Origin of the sequence: Protofrankia sp. Cr1 (genome assembly GCF_963555865.1) — a bacterium.
In the GTDB taxonomy this organism is placed as follows: Bacteria; Actinomycetota; Actinomycetes; order Frankiales; family Frankiaceae; genus Protofrankia.
The window spans coordinates 4,399-8,366 of sequence record NZ_CAUVXO010000056.1 but is presented as its reverse complement, the minus strand read 5'-3'; the positions used below and the strand labels follow the sequence as shown (position 1 = coordinate 8,366).

4 protein-coding genes and 1 pseudogene are annotated in these 3,968 nt (G+C 70.4%); 4 read left to right on the top strand and 1 reads right to left on the bottom strand.

The features are described from left to right. Positions 1–538, bottom strand: a 538-nt coding sequence (locus U9980_RS07615) for a metallopeptidase family protein (protein ID WP_322767289.1), incomplete at its 3' end; no start/stop codon positions are given. A gap of 161 nt (positions 539–699) precedes the next feature. Between U9980_RS07615 and U9980_RS07610 the strand changes: the two genes are divergently transcribed. From U9980_RS07610 to U9980_RS07595, 4 genes and pseudogenes are all read left to right on the top strand, one after another. Further along, complete coding sequence (locus U9980_RS07610; protein ID WP_322749340.1) at positions 700–1,047, top strand: DUF3499 domain-containing protein; 348 nt, start codon at positions 700–702, stop codon at positions 1,045–1,047. Between the two features lie 114 nt (positions 1,048–1,161). After that, a complete protein-coding gene (locus U9980_RS07605) occupies positions 1,162–2,526 on the top strand; it encodes a phosphomannomutase/phosphoglucomutase (RefSeq protein ID WP_322749339.1) in 1,365 nt (454 codons plus the stop codon). After that, positions 2,523–2,702 (top strand): annotated as a pseudogene (locus U9980_RS07600) (Trm112 family protein); the annotation flags it as partial. The gene U9980_RS07605 and the pseudogene U9980_RS07600, both read left to right, overlap by 4 nt. 201 nt (positions 2,703–2,903) lie before the next feature. Next, positions 2,904–3,968 (top strand): SIS domain-containing protein (locus U9980_RS07595; RefSeq protein ID WP_322767288.1); only part of this gene is annotated, 1,065 nt, incomplete at its 3' end.

Genomic DNA, 3,968 nt, shown 5'->3' with positions numbered 1-3,968 from the left:
CCGGGTCGATGACCTCCGGTTCCATGCCGAGCATGTCCGCGACCTTGTGGATGAGGACGTCCAGGATGAGCTCGGCGAGGTCGTCGGTGTCCATCGCGCGGGCCTCCAGCGGCCGGCGGTAGATGACGATCCGGTGTGGTGTCGCGGAGCGTCCTCGCCCGGCCGGCGGCTGGTGGTGAGCCAGCGGTACGGGTTCTTCCGGAGCGAGGACCGCAGGTACGGGCGGGACGTCCTCAACCGCGAACTCGACGTCGGACAGTTCGGCGGACCAGCGGTGCTCGAGGTGCTCGACGGCGTCCAGGACGAGGTCGTCGAACCGTTCGCCGCGGCTGCGATAGGCGGGGACCTCCGGTGGGAGGAGGACACCACGCAGGCCGCGTCCGCGCCGGTCACGGCGCCGTGACATGGGGATGGGAGGCTGTGGGGACGGGAAGGCCGGCACGGGGGTTCCCCAGGAGGCGCCGGGAGAGGCGTTGTCCGCCATGGCGTGAGCGTACGGCTCGCGACGAGAGGCCGTACCGATGCCCTCCGGATTCATCAGGTGAATTTCGCCTCGGTTACCCTGACGTGTCTGCCGGTGTCCGCCAGTTCACCTGCTGGGTGCGGAGTGTAATTGATTACTTACCAGCGTTCCGCGGGTGGGTGCGACACGGCGGGTGGTGGTGGCCGTCGCCCGTTCCGGGGGCTACCGTCCGGAACGTGAAGCCTCGCCGCTGCTCCCGCTCGGCATGCTCAGCGGCCGCGGTCGCCACGCTCACGTACGCCTACGCCGAGTCGACAGCCGTCCTCGGGCCGCTCTCCCCATACGTCGAGCCGCATTCCTACGACCTGTGTGGGCCGCACGCCGACCGCCTTACTGTGCCACTGGGCTGGGCGGTCGTGCGGATCGAGGGTGAGACCAGGCACGGCGCAGCCTCTGATGATCTTGAGGCGCTCGCGGACGCGGTTCGTGAGGTGAGCCGACCACCTGTCCACAAGGACCCGCCCGATCCGTCGGCACCCGGAGGTCGACGTGGTCACCTGCGGGTCCTGCCCCGGCCGAGCTGAGTTCGCGTCGGTAGGGTCTTTGGTGCCGGTGTTGGCTGGCGTTCCCAGGGGCAGGCGGGCGCGGGACGATCTGTGATCGCGTACCCTGCGGGCAAGCGGAGGAAGGGCGGAAGGGTGCACGATCTGTCGCGGATCTTCAAGGCGTATGACGTGCGGGGGGTTGTGCCCTCAGAGCTGGACACCGATGTCGCCCGCGCGATCGGAGCCGCGTTCGTGCACGTGCTGGCGGCGCCACGGATCGTCGTCGCGCACGACATGCGTGACTCGTCGGTCCCGCTCTCGACGGCGTTTGCCGACGGGGCTGCCGGCCAGGGCGCGGATGTCATCATGATCGGGCTCGGTTCGACCGACCTGCTCTACTTCGCCGCCGGGTCGCTGGACATCCCGGGAGCGATGTTCACCGCATCCCACAACCCGGCCAAGTACAACGGCGTCAAGCTGTGCCGGGCCGGCGCGGCTCCGATCGGGGCGGACACCGGTCTCGGGGACATCCGCGCCATGGTCGAGGCGGGGATTCCCGCGTTCACCGGACCGCGCGGTACGATCACCCACAGCGACCTGTTGGCGGCATACGCCGAGCACCTGTGCACCCTAGTCGACCTGTCGGCCATCCGACCGCTGCGGGTCGTGGTGGACGCGGGTAACGGTATGGGCGGTCTGACCGTTCCGGCCGTGTTCGAGGGGCTGCCGCTGACGGTCCACCCGCTGTACTTCGAACTGGACGGGTCCTTCCCCAACCACGAGGCCAACCCGATCGAGCCGGCGAACCTGCGTGACCTGCAGGCCGCGGTTCGCGCTACCGGGGCCGACATCGGGCTCGCCTTCGACGGTGACGCGGACCGCTGCTTCGTCGTCGACGAACGTGGCGAGTGCGTGTCGCCGTCCACCATCACCGCGTTGGTCGCCGAGCGGGAACTCGCCCGCGAGCCCGGTGCGACGATTATTCATAATGTGATCGTCAGCAACGCCGTGCCCGAGCTCGTCACCAGGCTCGGCGGCGTGCCGGTGCGGACCCGCGTCGGCCATTCGTTCATCAAGGCGGAGATGGCGCGTACCGGTGCGATCTTCGGTGGCGAGCACTCCGGTCACTTCTATTTCCGGGACTTCTGGCGGGCCGACTCCGGGATGCTCGCCGCGATGCACGTCCTGGCCGCGCTCGGTGAGCAGGAGCGGCCGCTGTCGCGCCTGCTCGACGGCTATGCGCCGTACACGCTCTCCGGTGAGATCAACTCCGAGGTCGCCGACGCCGGGGTCGCGATGGCCGAGATCGAGAAGGCCTACGTGGGGCTCGCGACCGGTATCGACCATCTCGACGGGCTGACCGTCTCGCTCGGTGATGGCGTGTGGTTCAACCTGCGCCCGTCCAACACCGAACCGCTGCTGCGCCTGAACGTGGAGGCTCCCGACCATGCCACGATGTCACGGGTGCGGGACGAGGTCCTCACCCGCATTCGTCATGGAAGGGAGATCGACCGTTGAGTCTCGATCCACTCCTGCTGGAGATTCTCGCCTGCCCGTGCCCGGCCCATGCCCCGCTGCGCTCAGACGCCCTCGCCGGTGAGCCCGTCCTGGTCTGCACCTCGTGCGGCCTTGCCTTCCCGGTCCGCGACGAGATCCCGGTGATGCTGCTTGACGAGGCAGTTCCCTTTGGTGGCGCTGTCCAGACTGGCGACGTGCAGGCCGGCGACGTGCAGACTGGTGCTGTTCAGATCGATCCCCGGCCACGGGACGCGGTAGGGGATGCGACCGGCGATGTTGAGACCCCGGTGCCCAGCTCGTCCTGAGAAATGGGTCGACATATGGGGTGACCGGCGCCGAGAGCATCGCATGGCCGGCGGCCCGGACGAGTGAACGCGATGATGGGCCAGACACGCGGAAAGCGGGGGGCGATCGTGGACGAGGGCATCCTTGACGATGTTGCCCGGCTGACCGGGGCCGACCCGTCCGGCATGCTGCTGCACGTGGCGTCGTCGGCCCGCCAGGTCCGGGAGTCCGCGGCGCTGGCGCAGGAGACCGGGGTCGCCTCGCTCGCGGCTGACGGCCGTCCGCGCGCCGTGCTGGTGGCCGGGGCTGGCGGCTCGACGGCGTTCGGTGCGGCGCTCACCGCGGTGACGGGCCCCGACTGCCCCGTTCCGGTACTCGAATACGATGGTTTCGGTCTGCCCGGATGGGCCGGCGTGGCCGACCTGGTGATCGTCGTGTCGGGCTCGGGACGCGATGGGCAGGCGCTGTCCGCGCTGGAGGAAGCTGATCGTCGCGGTTGCCGGACGCTTGCCGTGGGCGCACCCGACTCACCGTTGGCCGCGCTGGCAGACCGGGCCCGGGCACTGTTCGTTGCGGTCCCGGTGGTGGACGCCAGGCCCACCCGCGCGAGTTTCTGGGCGCTGCTCGTCCCGACGGTGGTTGCCGTGCACGCCCTGGGTCTCGTCCCGGGCGGCGCCGAGGGAGCCGGCGCGATCGAGGCCACGGCCGCGCGGCTGGAGGACGTGGCGATGCGCTGCCGACCCAGCAGTGAGACGTTCGTCAGCCCCGCCAAGGAGCTGGCGCTCGCGCTGGCCGGGTCGTTGCCGCTGCTGTGGGGGACCACGGCGCTGACCGCCGCGGCGGTGAGCCGGGCGGCTGACCAGCTGGCCGCGAACGCCGGCTACCCCGCGGTGCCGGGCGTCCTGCCGGAGGCGGCAGCGGCCCAGGTGGGCATCCTGGACGGGGCATTCGGGAGCCGCGCCGGGTTCGCCGGCAGTGCCGGCGGTGCAGCCGAGGACCTCGACGACTTCTTCCGCGACCGGGTCGACGAGGCGGAGCCGGTGCGGCTTCGGTTGGTACTCCTGCGTGATCAGGCCGCGGAGCACCCGACGGTTACCCGCCAAGCCGACGCCGCGATCGTCGCCGCCGCCGAGCGCGGGATCCCGGTCACCGAGGTG